Source organism: Rhizobacter sp. (assembly GCA_019635355.1).
Classification (GTDB): Bacteria; Pseudomonadota; Gammaproteobacteria; order Burkholderiales; family Burkholderiaceae_C; genus Rhizobacter.
The window spans coordinates 2564736-2586870 of the sequence record JAHBZQ010000001.1 but is presented as its reverse complement, the minus strand read 5'-3'; the positions used below and the strand labels follow the sequence as shown (position 1 = coordinate 2586870).

The window sequence follows — 22135 nt, the reverse complement described above, 5'->3', positions numbered from 1 at the left end:
CAGCGCGCCCACGGCGGCAACGCCCCAAAACGGCTCGGCGGGCTGGCGTCTGGTCGATCGGTTTCGCTCATGGAACTCCAACGAAGTGGGGGCTGATTATAGGAATCGCCCCCGTCCACCCGGAGGTGTGAACTGCTTCTCAAATAAGCGACAAAACGCGCTCAGGGTTGACCCGGAGTTGCCGTTTTTTGGCGCCTTTTTGCGTCAGAGTTTCGCAACGAGCTGAGGTTGTGAAAATTGGAAATTTCTTTGTTGTACAAAGACTTTACTGCTAGCATTGAAGTAACTTCTTAACAATCCAGCGCCCATTTTTGAGCGCGTTGGGAGAGGGTCTCGTGAGCTTCCTAGACTTGTTGTTGGGCCGCAAGCATCCACCGATGATCGGCTTGGACATCAGCTCGTCCAGCGTCAAGCTGGTCGAGTTGGGGCAGAGCGCGTCTGGTGAGTACGTACTCGAGCGCTTTGCGGCGGAGCCCTTTGAAAAGGGTTGGATCGCCGATGGGCAGATCGAGAAGTTCGATGAGGTCGCCGAGGCTGTTCGTCGTGTGGTCACAAAAAGTGGCACCAAGACGAGGCAGGTGATCATGGCCATGCCGCAGTCGGCGGTGATCACCAAGAAGATCATGCTGCCGGCCGGCTTGCGCGAAGAAGAGCTTGAGCTGCAGGTCGAGTCCGAAGCGAATCAATACATTCCGTTCTCGCTGGATGAAGTCAGCCTTGACTTCTCGGTGATCGGCCCGAGCCCCACGTCTGTGGGCGACGTCGAGGTGCTGATCGCCGCGTCTCGCAAAGACCGTGTGCAGGATCGCCAAGGCCTCGCCGAGGCGGCGGGCCTGAAGCCCGTGGTGCTCGACATCGAGTCGCACGCGTCCCGCCTCGCCATGGGCCGACTGATCGAAGCCTTGCCGAACGAAGGCAAGGATGCACTGGTGGCGCTCTTCGAGATCGGTGCCGACACGACGAGCCTCAAGGTGCTCCGTGACGACGAGATGCTCTATGACCGCGATCAGGCGTTCGGCGGCGCCCAGTTGACGCAGCTCATCTCGCGCCAGTACGGGTTCTCGTTTGAGGAAGCCGAGCAGAAGAAGCTGGCCGCCGACCTGCCGGAAGATTACGAGACGTCGATCCTGGCGCCATTTGTCGACAGCCTGTCGCAGGAAATCGGCCGCGCGCTGCAGTACTTTTTCACCAGCACGCCGCACCACAAGGTGCACTACGTGATGCTCGCGGGCGGCACGGCGACGCTGCCTGGCCTTAAGGACCGCGTGACCGAGTTGACCGGCTTTGCGTCGATGGTAGTCAACCCTTTCGACAACATGAAGCTCGGGTCCGCCGTGCGTGAAAGCAAGCTGCGCCGTGAGGCGCCGTCGTACCTGACGGCCTGTGGCTTGGCGATGCGGAGGTTCCTGCAGTGATCTTGATCAACCTGCTCCCGCATCGGGAAGAAAAGCGCAAGCGCCGCAAAGCGGCCTTCTTCGTGGGCTTGGGCCTTGCTGCCGCGGCCGGCTTGGTGGTTGTGGGGCTGTGGTATCTGGTGCTCCAGCAGATGACGGTCAGCCAGCAGGAGCGCAACCAGTTCCTGACCGCGAAGATCAAGGAGCTCGAGGTCCAAATCAAGGACATCGCCAACCTTCGTTCGGAGATCGAAGCCCTCAAGGCGCGCCAAAAGGCCGTCGAGGACCTGCAGATCGACCGCAACGTGCCGGTGCACGTGCTCAACGAACTCGTCAAGCAGACACCGGAAGGGATCTACTACCGCACCATCAAGCAGGATGGCCAAGTGTTGACCCTGTCGGGTGTAGCCCAGACCAATGAGCGTGTTTCCGAACTCCTGCGCAACACGGGCAACAACTCGGAATGGCTCGTGCGCCCCGAACTCGTCGAAATCAAGGCCGCGACGGTTCAAGCCGCGGGTGGCCGGGAGCAGAAGCGCCTCTATGACTTCGCGATGCGGATCAGCATCAAGCGCCCGCAGGACGTTGACAAGGCCGCTGCAGCCGCATCGGGCGTGGTTCCTCAGCCGGCTGCTGGTGGGGCTGCTGCTGTGACGCCGAAACCCTGAAGGCCACACGCCATGGCAACACAAGGCAAATCTCTCAACGTCGACCTCAACTCCGTCTTCGGCGCGGCTGCATCCCAGTTCCGTGGGCTGAATCCCAACGAGCCTGGCCAATGGCCGATGCTGCCCAAGATCGCCGTATGGATCGCCCTGGCGATCTTCATGGTGGTGGTCGGGTGGTTCCTGCTTCTGTCCACCGCGGCGGAAGAGCTGGAAACTGAGCGCGGCAAGGAGCCGACGCTCAAGCAGGACTATCGCGGCAAGCTCGCACAAGCCGTCAACCTCGAAGAGCTGCGCAAGCAGAAGTTGCAGGTCGAGGAATACGTGACCCAGCTGGAGAAGCAGCTGCCCGGCAAGGCCGAGATGGACGCCCTGCTGTCCGACATCAACCAGGCCGGTCTCGGCCGCGGGTTGCAGTTCGAGCTGTTCCGTCCTGGCCAGGTGGTCGTGAAGGACTACTACGCCGAACTCCCGATCTCGGTGCGTGTGTCCGGCCGCTACCACGACATCGGAAATTTCGCGGCCGACGTGGCCAACCTCTCTCGCATCGTCACCCTTCATGGCTTGACCATCGGAGCTGCGAACCCCACTGGCAAGGATGGTGCGGGCACGGGCTTGTTGGCGATGGAGGCGACCGCTCGTACCTACCGCTACCTCGACAGCAACGAGATCGCGGAACAGCGGGCAGCCGCCGCGAAGGCCAAGGCGGGGGCCAAGAAATGAGCAACAGTTTTGTGCATGCGGCTCGTGCGATCCTCGTGGCGCTGCCGGTTTCGGCGGTGTTGGTGGGCTGCACGGGCTCGCAGGAAGAGCTGCAGCAATGGATCGAGCAGCAGCGCCGAGAGGTGAAGCCAAACGTCCCGCCTCTGTCGGCACCAAAGAAGTTCATTCCGCAGGCCTACCTTGCGGGCAATGCGGTTGAGCCGTTCAGTGCTCAAAAGCTGACGGTTGCCATCAAGCAGGAAGCCCGGCAGTCCAACTCGCTGCTTGCTGCCGAGATCAACCGGCGCAAGGAGCCGCTGGAGGCCTACCCCGTCGACAGCATGAGCATGGTGGGCAGTGTCACCAAGCAAGGGCGTCCGTATGCCCTGCTGAGAGTCGACAACCTGCTGTACCAGGTGAAGACGGGTGACTACCTCGGCCAGAACTACGGAAAGATCACCAAGATCACCGAGACCGACATCTCGTTCCGCGAGATTGTTCAAGACGCAGCAGGCGAATGGATCGAGCGCACCAGCTCCCTTCAACTTCAGGAGAAGGCGCGATGAAGAACATGCAGGAGATACAGACCATGGGGAAATTGCGGGCAGGACTCTACGCGCTCGCGTTGTTCTTCGGCGCTTCCGCGGCAACTCACGCGCAGAACGCGATCCAGTCGATCAACAGCGCTCAGCAGGCCGGATCCGAAGTCGTGCGGATCGAACTGTCGGAACCGCTGTCGGCTGTGCCGTCCGGGTTCACGGTGCAGACGCCTCCCCGCATCGCGCTCGACCTGCCCAACGTGGGCAACGCGCTGGGTCGCTCCAACATTGAAATCAACCAGGGCAACCTTCGTTCGGTGAACGTTGCCCAGGCGGGTGATCGCACGCGACTCGTGCTGAACCTGAAGCAGGCGGCGAACTATCGTGCGCAGCTTCAGGGCAAAGTGCTGTTGGTGGTGATGGAAAGCACGGCTTCGCCTACGGCTGGCGGATCGTCGACGAGCAGCGAGCCGGTGCACTTTGCCGAGAGTCAGAACCCCTCGCAGCTCCCGTTGAAGGGCATCGATTTCCGCCGTGGCCAAGATGGCTCGGGCCGTGTGGTGGTGGACCTTCCCAACAATCAGGTCGGCGTCGACATCCGGCAACAAGGCCAGAGCCTTGTCGTCGAGTTCCTTCGTTCGAATTTGCCTGAAAGCCTGCGCAAGCGGCTTGATGTCACCGATTTCGGAACGCCGGTTCAATCGATTTCGGCATTCCAGTCGGGTGATCGCGTTCGCATGGTGGTGGAGCCCCGTGGGGCGTGGGAGCACAGCGCCTATCAGACGGACAACCAGTTCGTTCTGGAAGTCCGTGCCCAAAAGGTTGACCCGAACAAGCTCGTTCAGGGCCCGGGCTACGCCGGCGAGAAGTTGTCGCTGAATTTCCAGAACATTGAGGTTCGCGCATTGCTTCAGGTCATTGCCGACTTCACCAACTTCAACGTGGTCACGAGTGACACGGTGACGGGAAGTGTCACCCTGCGCTTGAAGGATGTTCCCTGGGACCAGGCGCTCGACATCATTCTCCAGGCAAAGGGTCTCGGACTGCGCAAATCGGGCAATGTGATTCTGATTGCACCGAAGGATGAGTTGGCGGCCAAGGAGAAGGTTGAACTTGAAGCCAAGGCCCAGATCGCCAGCCTGGAGCCGGTGCGCACGCAGTCCTTCCAGCTGAATTACACCAAGGCGGAAGACGTTGCCAAGGGGCTGGCCGGGCAAAGCAGCGGTGGCGGAGGCGGTGCCTCGTCTCGCATCCTGTCGTCGCGCGGCAGCGTGATTGCGGAGTCGCGCACCAACCAGCTGTTCATCACCGACATACCGTCAAAGCTTGAAGAGATTCAAGCCATGATCGCGAAGATCGACATTCCTGTTCGCCAGGTGCTCATCGAAGCTCGCATCGTGGAGGCTGGCGACACCTTCGGACGCTCATTGGGCGTAAAGCTTGGCTCTACGGACCTGCGTGGTCTGCGCGGTGGGGTGGCGGGTTATGGCACGCCCGAGATGAGTGTCGGCGTAGGCGGCAACATGAATGCCATCGGGTTGCAAACCGGGCAGGTCAGCGGAACGACCATCCCGTTCAACGACACGCAGTTCATCAACCTGCCGGCGGTTGGGCAAAACAACTACAACGCCGCAACGTTTGCCGTTTCGCTCTTCAGCGCCGCAGCGAATCGCTTCCTCAACCTCGAGATCTCGGCGCTTGAGGCCGATGGCAAGGGCAAAGTGGTTTCCAGTCCTCGCGTCATCACTGCCGACCAGGTCAAGGCCTTGATTGAGCAGGGCGAAGAGTTGCCGTATCAGATGGCCACTTCCAGTGGTGCGACGGCCCTGCAGTTCCGCAAGGCCAATCTGAAGCTTGAGGTGACACCACAGATCACACCGGAAGGCAATGTGATCCTCGACGTGGACGTCAACAAGGACAGCGTGGGTCGCAACACCGCCGCTGGCTTTGCCATCGACACGAAACATGTGCGGACCCAGATCCTTGTCGAGAACGGCGGGACGGTAGTGATTGGCGGCATCTTTACGCAGAACGAGCGCGACGATGTGACCAAAGTGCCGCTGTTGGGTGATATTCCAGTGCTTGGGAATCTCTTCAAGACCAAGACGCGCACGACGGCCAAGACGGAACTGCTGGTGTTCCTGACGCCCAAGGTCATCACGGATCGCACGGCAGCTCGATAAACGCGTCGCGGAATCGGGGCTTCTCAGTTGGCCTCCGAGACGCAACAACAGGTGAAGCGAATGAATGTTCAACTCAACAAATATCTCTCGTTGGCGACGGTTTCGCTCGCTCTGCTGACTGCCTGTGGAGGTTCGTCAGATGACGGAGCGGGTCAGTCGTCGCCGTTTCAGGTTTCGCCGGACGAACAGAACATCGAAACGGCATTGACGACCTGCCCCGCCATCAAAGCTGGAGATTTCGTGGTCATCGGGGGAACGGCGCCGTATACCGTTTACAGCCCGTACTTCGAGTTGGTCACTTTCAGTGCGACGGGTGCCAGCGGTCCCACGCATGCGGGCACCTACACGGTTCCCAATCGCAACACGTCATTTGCGATCTGGATTGAGGGATGTTTCGACCCTGCGGTTGTGACGGTCCTGGACGACTTGAGACGTGTCGCGACCATCGAAGTTTCGTACAAAGCCTCCGGCTCAAATTGACCTCCTGACGCCTCCCTCTCGGTCGGAAAGCGACAAGCTTCCGTTGGCGTCAAGCATTGCTCTTGTCGGCATGCCGGGCGGTGGAAAGTCCACCGTCGGGCGGCAACTCGCGAAACGCATGGGGTGCCAGTTTTTCGACTCGGACTCGGTTGTCGAAAAGCGACTGGGGTCGACGATCCGCACCTACTTCGAGCAGCATGGCGAGGCATCGTTTCGCGAAATCGAAGCGGCCGTCCTCGATGAACTGACCGCCATCCCACAGGTTGTGATCGCCACCGGTGGGGGGGCTGTTCTCCGTTCCGAGAACCGGCGACACCTGCACGACCGATGCCGTGTGGTCTATTTGCGCTCTTCGCCTGAAGAGCTCTATCGCCGTCTGCGACACGACAACTCCCGACCACTCCTTCAGGTCGACGATCCGCTCGGGAGGCTGCGCGAGCTGTACGCGCAACGCGACCCACTGTATCGGGAGACAGCCCATTTCATCGTCGAAACCGGGCGTCCGTCGGTGGGGGCACTGGTCAACACCGTTCTCATGCAGTTGGAACTGGCGGGTGCGATCGATCCCACGTTGTCACCGTCACCCGTCGATCCGGCGCCGCCACGGCCAGCCGGCAGTTGATGCTCTGCGCCGGTAAACTCTTTCGCATGGATGCAAAGACAGAGCGCGTCGGTATCGAGCTTGCTGATCGGAGTTACGACATCGTCATCGGTTCAGGGTTGTTGGGCACTGCGGCGAGCCTCGACGGCCTTCCCGCGTCTGCCACGGCCCTCATCGTCACGAATCCCACTGTTTCAAAGCTGTACGCAGAGCGTTTGCTGACGCTACTTCGGCCCAAGTACCACAATGTTTTGGTGGTCGAGTTGCCTGATGGAGAGTCGTACAAGAGCTGGGAGTCTCTCAGTCTCATCTTCGATACGCTGCTGGGTGCCGCTTGCGACCGTAAGACGTTGATCTTTGCGCTCGGTGGCGGTGTCGTCGGCGACATGGCTGGATTCGCCGCTGCTTGCTACATGCGCGGCGTGCCTTTCGTGCAGGTCCCGACGACATTGCTGGCGCAGGTCGATTCTTCGGTGGGCGGCAAGACCGCCATCAACCATCCGCTGGGCAAGAACATGATCGGCGCGTTTTACCAACCGCTGCGCGTCATTGCCGACCTTGACACCCTTGATACTTTGCCCGAGCGTGAACTCTCGGCAGGGCTGGCTGAGGTCATCAAATACGGCCCCATCGCCGACGATGCTTTTCTGGATTGGATCGAGGTGAATCTCGATGCCTTGCTTGCGCTCGACAAGGCAAGCCTGGCCCACGCAGTGAAGCGCTCCTGCGAGATCAAGGCGTGGGTGGTCGGACAGGACGAGCGGGAGACAGGCTTGCGAGCGATCCTCAACTTCGGCCATACCTTCGGCCACGCGATAGAAGCCGGCCTCGGATACGGCGAATGGCTGCATGGCGAAGCGGTGGGCTGCGGCATGGTGATGGCCATCGATCTATCGCACAGGCTCGGCTTGGTCGATGCGGCCTATGCCGAACGGCTGACGCGGCTCATCGAACGTGCGCGTCTTCCGATCCGCGGCCCGGCGTTGGGCGCTGACCGTTACCTGGAGTTGATGCGGGTCGACAAGAAGGCCGAAGCCGGCGAGATCCGGTTCGTCGTGATCGAAGCGCCTGGCCGTGCCGTCATGCGGCCCGCACCCGACGCCATGGTGCGAGACGTGATCGCCGCCCACACGGCCTGACGACCTGCCACGCGCTTTCCACGCATGCTGAAGCCCTACGCGTGCGACCCCGCCTTCACGCGCGGCCGACGGCATGCCGAGCCGCCTGCGCCCACGCGCAGCGACTACCAGCGAGACCGCGACCGCATCGTTCACAGCACCGCGTTCCGCCGCTTGGTCTACAAGACGCAGGTCTTTCTCAACCACGAGGGTGATCTTTTCCGGACCCGGCTGACGCACTCGCTTGAAGTGGCACAACTCGGCCGCTCCATCGCCAGGACGCTCGGGCTCAACGAGGATCTGGTGGAGGCGATTGCGCTGGCGCATGACCTCGGCCACACGCCGTTCGGCCACGCGGGCCAGGATGCGCTGGACGACTGCCTGCGCGAGGCCGATCCGGAGGGGGGTGGGTTCGAGCACAACCTGCAGAGTCTGCGGGTCGTCGACACCTTGGAAGAGCGCTACCCCGATTTCGATGGCCTCAACCTCACGTTCGAGACGCGCGAAGGCATCCTCAAGCACTGCTCCCTGAGGCATGCCAAGGCGCTCGTGGCCATCGAGCCTGATGGTGTCGCTCGACGCTTCGTCGACCGCACGCAGCCGAGCCTCGAGGCGCAGTTGTGCAACATCGCAGACGAGATCGCCTACAACGCACACGATGTCGACGATGGCGTGCGCTCTGGGCTCATCGACATGGAGCAGCTCGACGAGGTGCCGCTCTTCGCGCGCTTCCGGCGCGAGGCGGTGGCGCAGCACCCGACATTGGCGGGCCGGCGCCTGCTGTTCGAGACCATCCGGCGCATGCTTTCCGCGCAGGTCTATGACGTGCTCGACGCGACCTCGCGGGCGCTTGAAGAGGCTGCGCCCGCGAGCGTCGACGAAGCCCGGCGGTTGCGGCCGCTGGTGTCGTTCAGCGACACGATGGCCGCCGACAGCCAGGCGCTGAAGCGTTTCCTGCGAACCAATCTATACCGACACCCCCAGGTCGTCGCCACGACCGACAGCGCCAAGCAGGTGATCCGCGACCTCTTCGAGGCTTACCGGGTCGACCCGGCGGAATTGGGACAGGGGCGCTTCGAGGCCACGCCGCGCGGCATGGCCGACTACATCGCCGGCATGACCGACCGCTATGCCCTCAAGGAGCACGAGCGCCTGACCGGCCGTCGGCTGTTCGATTGAGCCATGGCCCGGCTGACACGCTTGTGCATCCCCGGCTGGCCGCACCTCGTGGTGCAGCGGGGCCATGACCGGGGGCCCGTCTTCGTGGATGACGTCGACCGCGCGCTGTTTCGCAATCTCCTCCAGGAGGCGGCCGTCCGGCATGGCGTTCAAGTCCACGCGTATGGCTTGCGGGAGGACGAAGTACGTCTGCTGGCCAAGCCCGTGTCCGCCGACAGCCTCAGCAAACTGATCCAGTCGATCGGGCGCGGATACGTGATCCGATTCAATCGCCGGCACGGCCGACGCGGAGGACTGTGGGAGGGGCGGTTTCGGGCAACGGTTGTCGAACCGGAACGGCACTTGCTTGAGTGCATGCTGTTTGTGGAAGGCGCGGCCGACGGGGCGCCGTCTGGGCCCTCAGAACGTGCTTGGTCCAGCGCTCTCCACCACCTTGGGGCAAAAGTCGACGCGTTGGTGACGGAGCCCCCCCAATACTGGGCTTTGGGGAACACGCCCTTCGACCGCGAGGCTGCCTATCGTCAGCTTTTTGAGCAAGCGCTCACAACTCGACAGATCGAGGAGATTGGATCGGCGTTGCAGGCGGGTTGGCCCCTTGGAACGCAAGAGTTCCGGCGCTCGCTCGAAGCGAAGACCGACCGACGCTTGGAGCCCTTGCCCCGCGGCCGCCCGCGCAAAGTCGCGTGAATCTTCTGTCCCTATTTATCTGTAGGCGCAACCCCGGATCGCTTTAATTGGGGACAGACACCATTTATTTCGATTGAAGCCCCTGCTGCGCCGCAGTATTCTCGCGACATCCCCGTTTTCCGAGATGGAGTGCGCCATGAACCAGGCCGCCAAGGGTGTCGCTACCCCCGCAGAACTTCAAGACAGTGCCGAGCACGGCCTGTACAACCCGGCCAACGAGCATGACGCCTGTGGCGTCGGCTTTGTCGCCCACATCAAGGGCCAGAAGGCTCACCACATCGTCGAGCAGGGCCTGAAGATCCTGGAAAACCTCGACCATCGCGGCGCCGTCGGCGCCGACAGGCTGATGGGCGACGGTGCGGGCATCCTGATCCAGATCCCCGACGAGTTCTACCGCGCCGAGATGGCCGCCAAGGGCGTGGAACTGCCGCCGCCGGGCGAATACGGCGTGGGCATGATCTTCCTGCCCAAGGAGCACGCCTCGCGCTTGGCTTGCGAGCAGGCCGTGGAGCGCGCCGTCAAGGTCGAGGGCCAGGTGCTGCTGGGTTGGCGCGACGTGCCGGTCGACACCGACATGCCGATGTCGCCCACCGTCCGCCAGAAGGAGCCGATCATCCGCCAGGTCTTCATCGGCCGCGGCCCCGACGTGATCGTGCCCGACGCGCTCGAGCGCAAGCTGTACGTGATCCGCAAGACGGCCTCGAGCGCCATCCAGCGCCTGAAGCTCACGCACAGCCACGAGTACTACGTGCCCAGCATGAGCTGCCGCACGATCATCTACAAGGGCCTGCTGCTCGCCGACCAGGTGGGCAAGTACTACAAGGACCTGCAGGACCCGCGCGTCACTTCCGCGCTCGCGCTCGTGCACCAGCGCTTCTCGACCAACACCTTCCCCGAGTGGCCGCTCGCGCACCCCTACCGCATGGTCGCCCACAACGGCGAGATCAACACGGTCAAGGGCAACTTCAATTGGATGCGCGCCCGCGAAGGCGTGATGAAGTCGCCGGTGCTGGGTGACGACCTGCAGAAGCTCTACCCGATCAGCTTCGAAGGCCAGTCCGACACCGCCACCTTCGACAACGCGTTGGAGCTGCTCACCATGAGCGGCTATTCGCTCGCGCACGCCGCGATGATGATGATCCCAGAGGCGTGGGAGCAGCACACGCTGATGGACGACCGCCGCCGCGCGTTCTACGAGTACCACGCCGCGATGCTGGAGCCGTGGGACGGTCCCGCGTCGATGGTCTTCACCGACGGCCGCCAGATCGGCGCCACGCTCGACCGCAATGGCCTGCGCCCCTCGCGCTACATCGTGACCGACGACGACCTCGTCGTCATGGCCTCGGAGTCCGGCGTGCTGCCGATGATCCCCGAGAACAAGATCGTCAAGAAGTGGCGCCTGCAGCCGGGCAAGATGTTCCTGATCGACTTCGAGCAGGGCCGCATCATCGAAGATGAAGAGCTGAAGAATCAGTTCGCGCTCGCCAAGCCCTACCGCCAGTGGATCGAGAACGTGCGCGTGCGCCTCGACTCGATCGAAGCCATCGGCAGCGCCTCCGAATTCAGCGAGTCGCTGCTCGACCGCCAGCAAGCCTTCGGCTACACGCAGGAAGACATCAAGTTCCTGATGAGCCCGATGGCGCAGGCCGGCGAAGAAGGCACCGGCTCGATGGGCAACGACTCGCCGCTCGCGGTGCTGTCGGACAAGAACAAGCCGCTCTACAACTACTTCAAGCAGCTGTTCGCGCAAGTGACCAACCCGCCGATCGACCCGATCCGCGAAGCGGTGGTGATGTCGCTCGTGTCCTTCATCGGCCCGAAGCCCAACCTGCTCGACATCAACGCGGTCAACCCGCCGATGCGGCTCGAGGTCTCGCAGCCGGTGCTCGACTTCGCCGACATGGCCCGACTGCGCGAGATCGAGAAGACGACCAACGGCAAGTTCAAGAGCTACGAGCTCAACATCACCTACCCGCTGGCCTGGGGTGACGAGGGCGTGGAAGCCAAGCTTGCCTCGCTGTGCGCCGAGAGCGTGGATGCAATCAAGAGCGGCCACAACATTCTCATCATCAGCGACCGCCGCATGGACCGCAACAACGTCGCGATCCCCGCGCTGCTGGCGCTGTCGGCCGTACACCAGCACCTGGTGCGGGAGGGCCTGCGCACGACCGCGGGCCTCGTGGTCGAGACCGGCTCGGCGCGCGAGGTGCACCACTTCGCCGTGCTCGCCGGCTACGGCGCCGAAGCCGTGCACCCCTACCTCGCGATGGAGACCCTCACGTCGCTCCACAAGGAGCTGCCGGGCGACCTGTCAGCCGAGAAGGCGATCTACAACTACGTGAAGGCGATCGGCAAGGGCCTCTCGAAGATCATGTCGAAGATGGGCGTGTCGACCTACATGTCGTACTGCGGCGCGCAGCTCTTCGAGGCCATTGGTCTCGAGAAGTCGCTGATCGACAAGTATTTCCGTGGCACCGCGAGCCAGGTCGGCGGCATTGACGTCTTCGACGTGGCCGAAGAAGGTATCCGCATGCACAAGGCCGCCTTCGGCGATGACCCGGTGCTCGCCGGCATGCTCGACGCCGGCGGTGAATACGCCTGGCGCACCCGTGGCGAAGAGCACATGTGGACGCCGGACGCGATCGCGAAGCTGCAGCACAGCACACGCGCCAACCGCTACGACACTTACAAGGAATACGCCCAGATCATCAACGACCAGTCGCGTCGCCACATGACCCTGCGCGGCTTGTTCGAGTTCAAGCTCGACCCCAGCAAGGCCATTCCGCTCGACGAAGTGGAGCCTGCGGCCGAGATCGTGAAGCGCTTCGCCACCGGTGCCATGTCCCTCGGCTCGATCTCGACCGAAGCGCACGCCACGCTCGCGGTTGCGATGAATCGCATCGGCGGCAAGAGCAACACCGGTGAAGGTGGCGAAGACCCGGCGCGCTATCGCAACGAGTTGAAGGGCATCAAGATCACCGACGGCACCAAGCTGTCCGACGTGGTCGGCATCAAGGTCGTCGAGGCCGACTACGACCTGAAGGCTGGCGACTCGCTGCGTTCGAAAATCAAGCAGGTCGCGTCGGGCCGCTTCGGCGTGACGACCGAGTACCTCGCGTCGGCCGACCAGATCCAGATCAAGATGGCCCAAGGCGCGAAGCCGGGCGAGGGCGGCCAGCTACCGGGCGGCAAGGTGTCGGAATACATCGGCATGCTGCGCTACTCGGTGCCGGGCGTCGGCCTCATCAGCCCGCCGCCGCACCACGACATCTATTCCATCGAAGACCTGGCGCAGCTCATCCACGACCTGAAGAACGCCAACCCGCGCGCCGACATCAGCGTGAAGCTGGTGTCCGAAGTGGGCGTGGGCACCATCGCGACGGGTGTGGCCAAGGCCAAGTCCGACCACATCGTGATCGCGGGCCACGACGGCGGCACGGGCGCATCGCCCTGGTCGTCGATCAAGCACGCCGGCACGCCGTGGGAGCTGGGTCTCGCCGAGACGCAGCAGACCCTCGTGCTCAACCGCCTGCGCGGCCGTGTGCGCGTGCAGGCCGATGGCCAGATGAAGACCGGCCGCGACGTGGTGATCGGTGCACTCCTGGGCGCCGATGAATTCGGCTTCGCCACCGCACCGCTGGTGGTCGAGGGCTGCATCATGATGCGCAAGTGCCACCTCAACACCTGCCCCGTGGGCGTGGCCACGCAGGACCCGGTGCTGCGTGCCAAGTTCCAGGGCCGCCCCGAGCACGTGGTGAACTACTTCTTCTTCGTTGCCGAAGAAGCGCGCCAGATCATGGCGCAGCTGGGCATCCGCAAGTTCGACGACCTGATCGGCCGTGCCGACCTGCTCGACACCAAGAAGGGCATCTCGCACTGGAAGGCCAAGGGGCTCGACTTCAGCCGCGTCTTCCACCTGCCCGCTGCCCCGGCCGACGTGGCACGGCGTCATGTCGAGTCGCAGGACCACGGCCTGTCCCGTGCGCTTGACGTCAAGCTGATCGAGAAGTGCAAGCCCGCCATCGAGCGTGGCGAGAAGGTGCAGATCATCGAGCAGGCCCGCAACGTGAACCGCACGGTCGGCGCGATGCTCTCGGGCGAACTGGTGCGCCACCACCCCGAAGGCCTGCCTGACGAGACGGTGTTCATCCAGACGGAAGGCACCGGCGGCCAGAGCTTCGGCGCGTTCCTGGCCAAGGGCATCACGCTGTACCTCATCGGCGATGCCAACGACTACACCGGCAAGGGCTTGTCGGGTGGCCGCGTGGTCGTGCGCCCGAGCATCGACTTCCGCGGCGACGCGGCGCGCAACATCATCGTCGGCAACACCGTGCTCTACGGTGCGACGAGCGGTGAGGCCTTCTTCCGCGGCGTGGCCGGTGAGCGCTTCGCCGTGCGCCTGTCGGGTGCGACGGCGGTCGTCGAAGGCACCGGCGACCACGGCTGCGAGTACATGACCGGCGGCACGGTGGCCGTGCTCGGCAAGACCGGCCGCAACTTCGCCGCCGGCATGAGCGGTGGTGTGGCCTACGTCTACGACGAGGACGGCCAATTCGCCAAGCGCTGCAACACGGCGATGGTGTCGTTGGAGAAGGTGCTGACCACTGCCGAGCAGGAAGCGGCATCCGACAAGTCGGTGTGGCACCGCGGCGAGACCGACGAAGCTCTGCTCAAGAAGCTGCTCAACGACCACCACCGCTGGACGGGCAGCCTGCGTGCACGCGAGATCCTCGACCACTGGGCCGAGGCACGCGGCAAGTTCGTGAAGGTCTTCCCGAACGAATACAAGCGTGCACTGGGCGAGATGAGCGCCGCCCGCGAAGCCGGCGACACCATCGCCCGCGCCAAGGGCAGCGACACCAAGGCCGGCGGCAAGAGCCGCGCGAAGGCTTGAGCGTTCAGGTAGCAATTCGAACGAGACACGATCATGGGAAAAGTCACCGGCTTCATGGAATACGAGCGTCTGGAAGAGGGCTACGAGCCCGTCCAGAAGCGCCTGAAGAACTACAAGGAATTCGTCATCGGCCTGAAGGAAGACGAGGCGAAGGTCCAGAGCGCACGCTGCATGGACTGCGGCACGCCGTTCTGCAACAACGGCTGCCCGGTCAACAACATCATTCCGGACTTCAACGACCTCGTGTACCGCAATGACTGGCAGAACGCCTGGGCGGTGCTCGACTCCACCAACAACTTCCCCGAGTTCACCGGCCGCATCTGCCCCGCACCCTGTGAGGCGGCCTGCACGCTCAACGTGAACGACGATGCGGTCGGTATCAAGAGCATCGAGCACGCGATCATCGACCGCGCGTGGGCCGAAGGCTGGGTGCAGCCGCGCCTGCCCAAGGCGAAGACCGGCAAGAAGGTCGCGGTGGTCGGCTCCGGCCCCGCTGGCCTCGCCGCCGCGCAGCAGCTGGCGCGTGCTGGCCACGACGTGACCGTGTTCGAGAAGAACGACCGCCTCGGCGGCCTGCTGCGCTACGGCATCCCCGACTTCAAGATGGAGAAGTCGCACATCGATCGCCGCACGGCGCAGATGGAAAAGGAAGGCGTGGTCTTCAAGACTGGTGTGCTGGTCGGCAAGCTGCCCGAAGGCAGCAAGGTCACCAATTGGGCGAAGGAGACGATCTCGGCCGAAGAGCTGCAGCAGCAGTTCGACGCCGTGCTGCTGGCCGGTGGAGCCGAGCAGTCGCGCGACCTCCCCGTGCCGGGCCGCGACCTCGACGGCGTGCACTTCGCGATGGAGTTCCTGCCGCAGCAGAACAAGGTCAATGCAGGCGACAAGCTGAAGGACCAGCTGCGCGCCGACGGCAAGCACGTCGTCGTGATCGGCGGCGGCGACACCGGCAGCGACTGCGTGGGCACCAGCAACCGCCACGGTGCCAAGAGCGTGACCCAGTTCGAGCTGATGCCCATGCCGCCCGAGCAGGAAGACAAGCCGCTCGTGTGGCCGTATTGGCCGATCAAGCTGCGCACGAGCTCAAGCCATGAAGAAGGTTGCGAGCGCGAGTTCGCCATCGCCACGAAGGAGTTCATCGGCGGCGAAGGCAAGGACAAGGGCAAGGTCAAGGCGCTGAAGGCCGTTCGCGTGGAATGGCAGGGCGGCAAGATGACCGAGGTGGCGGGGTCCGAGCAGATCATCCCGGCCGATCTCGTGCTGCTGGCGATGGGCTTCGTGAACCCGGTGGCCAGCATGCTGGAGTCCTTCGGCATCGACAAGGATGCGCGTGGCAACGCAAAGGCTTCGACCGATTTCACGGGCGGTTATGTGACCAACGTGCCCAAGGTGTTCGCCGCGGGCGACGTTCGCCGCGGCCAGTCGCTCGTGGTGTGGGCCATCCGCGAAGGGCGGCAGGCAGCGCGGGCGGTGGATGAGTTTTTGATGGGGGTGAGCGACCTGCCGCGTTGAGCCCGCTGGTTCTCCATGAAAAAAGGCGGGCATGTGCCCGCCTTTTTGTTTCGGGGCCTTTCACAGGGCCCCGGGATGCCGATCAGTTGCTCAGCGTCTGGATTTCGCGCCAGTTCAGGCGGCCAGGCGGCTTGCCAGGAGGCGGTGCACTGCGGGCTTGGCTGAGACCGCCTCGGTCGTCGCCGAAGATGATCTCGTGCTTGCCGTTCACGCTCAGGTGATTGATGTCGGTCACGTTGCTGGCCACCTGCACGAAGGGCAGCCGCTCGTTGGTCACCGACGAGAGCAGCAGCGACTGGGCGTTGTAGAAGTCCACGCCAATGAGGCGGCTGGTGCCGGTCGGGCTGCAGGGATCGTTCACCAGGGCAATCGCCACGAAGGTCACCGTGCCGTAGAAGCTCGACGGACGGGTGACCACCCGGTACGGCGGGCCGGAGGCCGTGGGGGCATCGAGTTCGTTGATGTTGATGAACCAACCGCGCCGGGTCGAGTAGTCGATGGTCGGCGGATTCACCGGATCGATGGTCCGGACCAGGTTCGACTTGTTGACCGGTGTCGAGATGGTCGCGTATCCACCCTCCCGCCCGTTGCCGTCGGTGATGGCATAGAAGCTCTGGTACTGGGTCGAGCCGATGTCGGTGGTGTCGAGCAGCTTGCCGGTGCCCACCATCACGAAGCGGGTGTTGGTGCGCGGATCTGCCTCGATGACGGGGCGGGCAGTGATGGGCTGGCGCACGCCGTTGTCGTCTGTGGCGATGGCAAACAGCTCCGGCGCCGGGTAGTTGCCGGTCAGGCCGGTGAGGGCCACGCGCCAGATGTTGCCGTCCAGGTCGACGGCATAGAGCGTGTCCATGGCGTTGTCTGTGTAGCGCTCGACGTAGCCATTGACCTGAGCCAGACCATTGCTCGACGTCGGCGTGGCAATCTTCTCGAGCAACTCGCCGGTGCGCGGGTTGACGATGTAGATGTAGCCGGTGCTGCTGCCGTTGTTGTAGCCCGATGTCAGGACCACCACCCAGCCGTACTTGCGGGTCTTGCCAACCAGCGGCGCGCCGTAGCTGTACCCCATGTCCGGGTCGGTGAACTCCCACAGGACCTTGCTCACGAGGTTGGACTCGCTGGTCGCGTTGAAATCCGGGTTGGTCACGTCAAGCGCATAAAAACCCCTGCCACCCTTGCCGAGGCCGCCGACGAGGATGGTGCGCCAGTCGGGGCCTGTGACGAGCGGGTCCGGGTTGCGGGTGTTGTGGAAGTCGACGTCGAAGGTGACGGGCGTCGAATTCACGAAGTACTTGTGCACGTAGGGTGAGCGGCCCAGTGCGGCCAGGCCATTGACGGCGGGTGTGTTGGTCGGCCCGTTGAAGAGGGCACTGGGCACGTAGGCGAAGAGTTCGCTGCCACCGGCGGCGGTGAGCGTGCCGTCGATGGCGTGCATCATGCCGTCGTTTGCCCCCACATACACCACGGTGCGGCGGTTCCGGTTCGCCGTCTTGAAGGCATCGTAGCCTGGGTTGTCGGCGTCTGAGAAGGGGTAGTCGGGCTTTCCGACCGGAACGGCCTTCGAGCCTTCGATGTCGCCCACCAGCGTCGAGCGCGTGCGATAGGCACGGGTGCTGCCCGTCACCGTCGAGTTGATCTCGTTGGTGCGATCCCCGCGCAGGTAGTTGAGGTAGTTCGCGCTGTCGTTGGTGGCGTCATAGCCGGTGTCGAGCGTGGCCAGCTGCGAATCAGTCAGGCGCGAGCTGCCCGTCGCACGGAACGCCACGGCGGTTCGCGAGACAGGGTCCCAGCTCGCGATGCGACGGCCCGTGTTCCAGCCCCCGCTGCCGGCCTGTGTTTCAAGGCGGGTCGAGAAGAACCAGACGGGCGGCTGCTCCAGCACCGGGTTGCCGGTCACGGTGTCGAAATTCAACACGTTTGCCTGGACTTCACCGGTCCAGCTCTGCGAGTCGTAGAGCGTAGAGAAGCTGGCGTTGCCGGTCTGCGCGACCTGGGGCAGCGTGGTCGAGAACGAGGTGGTGTAGGCACGGATGCGCGATGCGATGTCGAAGAAGGCTCGTGTCAGCCCGGCGATCATCTGGTCCGGCGCGCCGGCGGTGAAGTAGTTGTCGGGGCGTGGCCCGCCGCTATTCGGCAGGGTGTCGGTGTTCGTGTGCCACCAGGCTTCCGGCAAGGCCGTGGTGCGGGTGGCGGGGTTGAACCCGTCCGGCACCTCGAAGCCACCATATTTCGCCGCCAGCAGGAACTGGTTGTTCGGCTTCAGGGTCTGGTACTCCATGACGTCGAGCCAGTAGGTCGAGATCGTCTGCACGCCCAGGGTGTTCGGCTGCGAATTGACGTCGGGTCGGATGTCGCGGGTGTGCACGTCGTAGGCAATGCCGGCCATCAACGCGCTGTTGTTGGTACAGCAGCCGTTGTAGGGGTTGACGGTGCCTAGGGAGGCACCGAGCCCTTCCATCACGCCGATGCGGTTGGTCGACGTGACGGCGTTGATCGTGTCGCCAAAGCTCGGCTTGGTGGGCTCGTTGGCGGTGAGCGATCCGGCGCCCGGGACGTTCTTGTCGGCGTGTGTGTTGGCGTCGCCGATGCCCAGGATGAAGTTGCGTTGGCAGGAGTATTGGATCGGGTCGTCCCAGGTGGTGATCACCGGGAAGTTGTCGACCCACTGCGCCCGCATGCCGGGGCCTGCGCTGCCCACGCTGGTCCAGCTGTCGATGTTGCCGAGGTTCTTGAAGTAGCGCACCGCGGCGTAATAGAGCTCCCCAACCGGGTCATAGGTCTTGTAGGTACCCGAGGCACCGAACTTGTTGAGATAGTTGATGACGCCGCTGTTGGCCACCGGGGTGTTGAAGATGGTTGCGGTGGTGGCAGCGTCTGCGGCGTCAGGGTTGACGTTGAAGACGCCAGTGGTGGCGCTCCACTCGCGCGCCGGGTTGACAGTGGGTGGGGAGCCCACGACGGGTTGGGTCGGGCCCACGAACTTCTGGCGCGCGCGCAGCACCCCGCCGTCGCGCAGATGGCTGCCGTCGTTGAGATAACCAAAGGCGCTATAACGAATCCGATCGGAATACTGCTGGATCAGCCCTTCGGGTTTGTAGTTCGAGCCGTAGGCTCTGCAGTTCGATTCGATGCCGACGGCGCTGTCGCAGACCTTCACACGGCCGAACACTTCATAGACGACGTTGTTGGCGCCGGTCGTGTTGTCGTAGTGAACGGGTGCCGTGCCGTTGGTGAGGTTGCTCTCGTTGTTACTGAAACGAAGGCGATTGCCCATGCTTTCAACGCGCATGTAGATGCGCGACAGCGACGTGAGCGGCGTGGCGCCCGTGAGCACGGTGCTGTTCGTGATGGAACGGTTCGGGAAGTTGCCGGTACCGCCTTGGCCGGACGCCCAGGCCTTTTCCAGGACCGTGAGGCTCGCGGTGTCGATCACGCGGGATCCACCTGTCAGCGCCCAGCGGAACGGGTCGATGGTCTGCATCGTCGCCCAGTTGAGGAAGTTGCCGCTCCACTGGCCGCTACAGGTGCGCGTCGCTGAGGCCATGGCGACGGGGTAGAAATAGCTGTCTGGGGCGGTGGTGTTGGGCGCGGTGGTGCTGTCGGTTGCGCTGGAGCGATAGCTGTAGCACTTGGCTGGGTCGAAGTAGCCGAGGTAGGTTCTGGCGCTCGAGTAGTTGCCGATGTGGGCGACGCTCACCGCGGTCGGGAATTCGACCGACAGCGCCAGGGCCAGGTTGCCCGGCACGGGGTTGTTGGTGAAGAGAGGCTGGTCGGCCAGCGGCGTCTGCGCCTGCACGAGCGAACCCGCTGCAACCAGGGTGCCGGCGCCAAGGGTCACAAGCGACCGGCGCAGCGAGGTAAAGGTGTTCTGGAACATGGGGTGCCTCACTGGAGCGTGAAGGTGGTTTGATAGAAGGCCAGGGTGCCCTTCGGGCCGGTGGCGCGGATCGACAGCCTGTAGACCGGCACGACCGTGAGCGCACCGGAGCCGCCGCTGCTGGCGTCTTCTGCACGGATCGGCTTGTCGGCGCTGCCGCCGGGAGGGCCTCCTGCACCCGTCACGCAGTTGTCGTTAGACGGAGCGCCGTCTCGGTCGCACTGCCGGTCGATCACGTAGCGCAGCCGGACACCATCGTCGGCGATCACGATGTCGCGGCTGCTGTTGGCCACGCCCGAGCTGTTGAAGTCGGCGTCGTTCATCAGCAGCAGGTTGGGAATGCCCTGGTAGTTGTAGTTCAGGATCTGCGGGCTGTAGTTCATCGTCGGATACAGCGCTGCGGAAACGGCCGGGTCCGCCAGTCGGGTCGGCTCCTTGGCCATCGCGATGACCCGGGCGATCGCCGCTTCGTTGCGGTGGACGAGGTCTTTCTTGAACGCCAGGCTTCCGGTGTTCAGCAGGGAGCTGTTGAACGACCTGACCAGGGCCACCGCGCCGATCATCATGATGAGCACGGCAATGAGGGCGAACAGCAGCACGACGCCACGTTCGCGGCCGAGTGGGCGGCCAGATTGAATTCGCGTGGGGCGGATCTTCATGGCAGGGGTGCAAATTGCATGTTGCGCAACGGGATGATGGTTTCGTAGGTGCGGTAGCGGAAATTCCGCTCATCGGCCGTCAGCGTTCTGACGTACTGCAGCTGGGCACCACCCGAACTCGTGAGGCCGGGGAACAACACGACTTGTTCGGGGCTGATCGGCGTGCCGTCGTCGCGCAGCTTCTCCTGCACTGGCGAGCGGGTGATCAGGCCGAGGCGAATGGAGCTGATGCGCTTCAGGTTGCCGAGGGCGACGCCCGATCCGTTCGTCAGCTCGGCATAGGTGAAAGGCGAGGTGGCCGGGTCCCACCAGGTGTCGACCTGGTGATCAAAGTTGGCGTCGATGCCATACAAGGCACGGACTTCGACCACGTTATCGGACACCGGCTGCGGCTGGTTGGCCACCGCGGTCGAGCCTGTCTTCAGCAGATCGAGAGCGAAGAGGGTGTTGTTGTCGCCCACGGCGAACATCTGGAAGAGCGGGGGATTCGGCGGTGTCTGCGGTGCGGGCAGGGCCGGCTGTCCCTTGCCGATCTGCGCGGCGTACACGACGCTCATGGTGGCGAAGTCGGCGAAGTTGACGGTGTTCCCCGTCGCAGTGAAGTAATCGCCGCCGAGGATCAGCGATTTGCCGGCAATGGCCGAGACCTGCTGCACCATGCATTCCCGTTGCCCGCCAGCGGCACGGTCTCCGCCGATGAGAACGAGGTCACCCACGTTGTACTCGCCCGTGAACGGCAGAGAAAAGCTCATCGGCAGAGCGAGGTTGAACGACGTGGCCCGCATGGGCATTTCGCTCTTGCCGCCCGCACCCGAGAGCACGGTGATGACGTCGCCGCGGGTTTCTCCGCCCGAGTCGGCGGCGTTCTTCTCGATCAGCACCGGGGCCAAGCGCCGCATCTGCGCCGCGGCGGCAAACGGAGCGTCGAAGGGGGCAGTGGCCGGCAAGAGGGGGCCACCGGCGGTCACGCTGGCGGCATTGATGCGACAGCCGAAGAGTTCGGTGAGCTTCTGGGTGTAGCCGGTGCCGGCTTGCCGGATAGCGCGCTCCAGCACGAAGCTCGAATAGGCGCCCGATTGGACAGTGTCGTTGAGCGCCGTCGACGTGCGTTTCTGGCCTTCGGACAGCATCAGCACGCGCGTGATCACGAGTGTTACCACGAGGCCGATGGCCATGGCCACCAGCAGCTCGATGAGCGAGAAGCCCTTGGAGGCCGGTCGGGCGGACTTATGCATGGTGGATCTCATAGGCCCACTTCCGTGGTGTAGCGGCGAGGCTGCGCGCCGTTGGGGGAATCCGGCGGGTTCCAGGTGATCGTGATGCGAACGACCCCGGCCACGGCAGGGTCGGGGACGATCTCGCCTTCCCCGTAGGCGAAGCCGACCGCCGGGTCCTGGACGCGCTGCCGCCAGGCGTCGTAGGCCGACTGGCGCAAGGGCAGCGTCCCCTGGTCCTGGATGGCCCAGACGGCTTCGTCCACCAGTCGCGCAGCGCGGGTCACGTCTTCCGCGCCGACCGAGTACTGCATCGCCCGCGATTGCAAGCCCACGAGCCCGAGCAGGCCTATGGAGCAGATCAGGATCGCCACAAGGACTTCGATCAGCGTGAAGCCGGCCTGTTGGGGTTTGGAAGTTCTGCGCTGCAT

General features: G+C 63.7%; 16 protein-coding genes. 12 read left to right on the top strand and 4 right to left on the bottom strand.

Features of this window, described 5'->3' with window-relative positions:
- Nucleotides 1-377: 377 nt before the first annotated feature.
- From KF892_11615 to KF892_11560, 12 genes are all read left to right on the top strand, one after another.
- The gene (locus tag KF892_11615) at nt 378-1415 is read left to right on the top strand and encodes a pilus assembly protein PilM (protein MBX3625654.1); all 1038 of its coding nucleotides are present in this window, start codon (nt 378-380) and stop codon (nt 1413-1415) included.
- A complete protein-coding gene (locus tag KF892_11610) occupies nt 1412-2062 on the top strand; it encodes a PilN domain-containing protein (GenBank protein MBX3625653.1) in 651 nt (216 codons plus the stop codon). Before KF892_11615 ends, KF892_11610 begins: the two co-directional genes overlap by 4 nt.
- Before the next feature lie 12 nt (nt 2063-2074).
- Entirely contained in the window at nt 2075-2782 is a 708-nt protein-coding gene (locus KF892_11605; protein MBX3625652.1) for a type 4a pilus biogenesis protein PilO, read from the top strand.
- Nucleotides 2779-3327, top strand: coding sequence for a pilus assembly protein PilP (locus KF892_11600; GenBank protein MBX3625651.1), 549 nt, complete (start codon nt 2779-2781; stop codon nt 3325-3327). The genes KF892_11605 and KF892_11600 overlap by 4 nt, the downstream gene beginning before the upstream one ends.
- Before the next feature lie 23 nt (nt 3328-3350).
- On the top strand, nt 3351-5483 hold the full coding sequence (locus KF892_11595) for a type IV pilus secretin PilQ (protein ID MBX3625650.1): 2133 nt from the start codon (nt 3351-3353) through the stop codon (nt 5481-5483).
- A 60-nt stretch (nt 5484-5543) separates the two neighbouring features.
- Nucleotides 5544-5963 carry a hypothetical protein gene (locus tag KF892_11590; protein ID MBX3625649.1) on the top strand — a complete coding sequence of 140 codons (420 nt, stop codon included), beginning with the start codon at nt 5544-5546 and terminating at the stop codon, nt 5961-5963.
- Between the two features lie 70 nt (nt 5964-6033).
- Nucleotides 6034-6585, top strand: coding sequence for a shikimate kinase (locus KF892_11585; GenBank protein MBX3625648.1), 552 nt, complete (start codon nt 6034-6036; stop codon nt 6583-6585).
- Entirely contained in the window at nt 6585-7703 is a 1119-nt protein-coding gene (aroB, locus tag KF892_11580; protein ID MBX3625647.1) for a 3-dehydroquinate synthase, read from the top strand. The genes KF892_11585 and aroB overlap by 1 nt, the downstream gene beginning before the upstream one ends.
- A 24-nt stretch (nt 7704-7727) precedes the next feature.
- The gene (locus KF892_11575) at nt 7728-8861 is read left to right on the top strand and encodes a deoxyguanosinetriphosphate triphosphohydrolase (protein MBX3625646.1); all 1134 of its coding nucleotides are present in this window, start codon (nt 7728-7730) and stop codon (nt 8859-8861) included.
- Between the two features lie 3 nt (nt 8862-8864).
- Nucleotides 8865-9548 (top strand): transposase, encoded by a 684-nt coding sequence (locus KF892_11570; GenBank protein MBX3625645.1) that lies wholly within the window; start codon nt 8865-8867, stop codon nt 9546-9548.
- Between the two features lie 136 nt (nt 9549-9684).
- On the top strand, nt 9685-14442 hold the full coding sequence (locus KF892_11565) for a glutamate synthase subunit alpha (protein MBX3625644.1): 4758 nt from the start codon (nt 9685-9687) through the stop codon (nt 14440-14442).
- 33 nt (nt 14443-14475) lie between these two features.
- On the top strand, nt 14476-15954 hold the full coding sequence (locus KF892_11560) for a glutamate synthase subunit beta (protein ID MBX3625643.1): 1479 nt from the start codon (nt 14476-14478) through the stop codon (nt 15952-15954).
- An 82-nt stretch (nt 15955-16036) separates the two neighbouring features.
- Here KF892_11560 and KF892_11555 read toward each other — a convergent pair whose 3' ends face one another.
- The 4 genes from KF892_11555 to KF892_11540 are packed head-to-tail and all read right to left on the bottom strand — an operon-like array spanning nt 16037 to nt 22135.
- Complete coding sequence (locus KF892_11555) at nt 16037-19831, bottom strand: pilus assembly protein (protein ID MBX3625642.1); 3795 nt, start codon at nt 19829-19831, stop codon at nt 16037-16039.
- A gap of 8 nt (nt 19832-19839) precedes the next feature.
- Nucleotides 19840-20490, bottom strand: coding sequence for a hypothetical protein (locus KF892_11550; protein ID MBX3625641.1), 651 nt, complete (start codon nt 20488-20490; stop codon nt 19840-19842).
- Nucleotides 20487-21725, bottom strand: a complete 1239-nt coding sequence (locus KF892_11545; protein ID MBX3625640.1) for a PilW family protein — start codon at nt 21723-21725, stop codon at nt 20487-20489. The genes KF892_11550 and KF892_11545 overlap by 4 nt, the downstream gene beginning before the upstream one ends.
- Nucleotides 21726-21733: 8 nt before the next feature.
- A complete protein-coding gene (locus KF892_11540; GenBank protein MBX3625639.1) occupies nt 21734-22135 on the bottom strand; it encodes a prepilin-type N-terminal cleavage/methylation domain-containing protein in 402 nt (133 codons plus the stop codon).